General features: G+C 71.7%; 1 protein-coding gene. It reads left to right on the top strand.

Features of this window, described 5'->3' with window-relative positions; translation table 11 throughout:
- A partial coding sequence (locus KQX66_RS36690) for a TcmI family type II polyketide cyclase (RefSeq protein WP_216798427.1) occupies positions 1 to 336 on the top strand: 336 nt, incomplete at its 5' end.
- Positions 337 to 368 lie beyond the last annotated feature (32 nt).

The following is a 368-nucleotide window of genomic DNA, read 5'->3' as shown; positions in this document are numbered from 1 at the left end:
CCGATGCACCACGCCCTGATCGTCGCCCGGATGGCTCCCGGGTCGGAGTCGAAGATCGCCGACGTGTTCGCCGCCTCCGACCGGGGGGAACTTCCCCACCTGGTCGGGGTGAGCCGGCGGCGGCTGTTCCGGTTCGGCGACGACGTGTACCTGCACCTCATCGAGTCCGAGCAGGACCCGGCGCCCGCCATCGCGAAGGTGGCCGGGCACCCGGAGTTCCGCAACATCAGCGAACAGCTGGAGGCGTACGTCAGCCCGTACGACCCGGCCACCTGGCGCGGGCCCAAGGACGCCATGGCGCAGTGCTTCTACCACTGGGAGCGCGGCGGCTCCTAGGCCGGGAACGCACCGAGGCCGCCGGTTCCGCG

It is taken from the genome of Paenibacillus oleatilyticus (assembly GCF_018998565.1).
Lineage (GTDB): Bacteria > Bacillota > Bacilli > Paenibacillales > NBRC-103111 > Paenibacillus_G > Paenibacillus_G oleatilyticus.
This window is presented reverse-complemented; position numbering and strand designations above follow the sequence as displayed.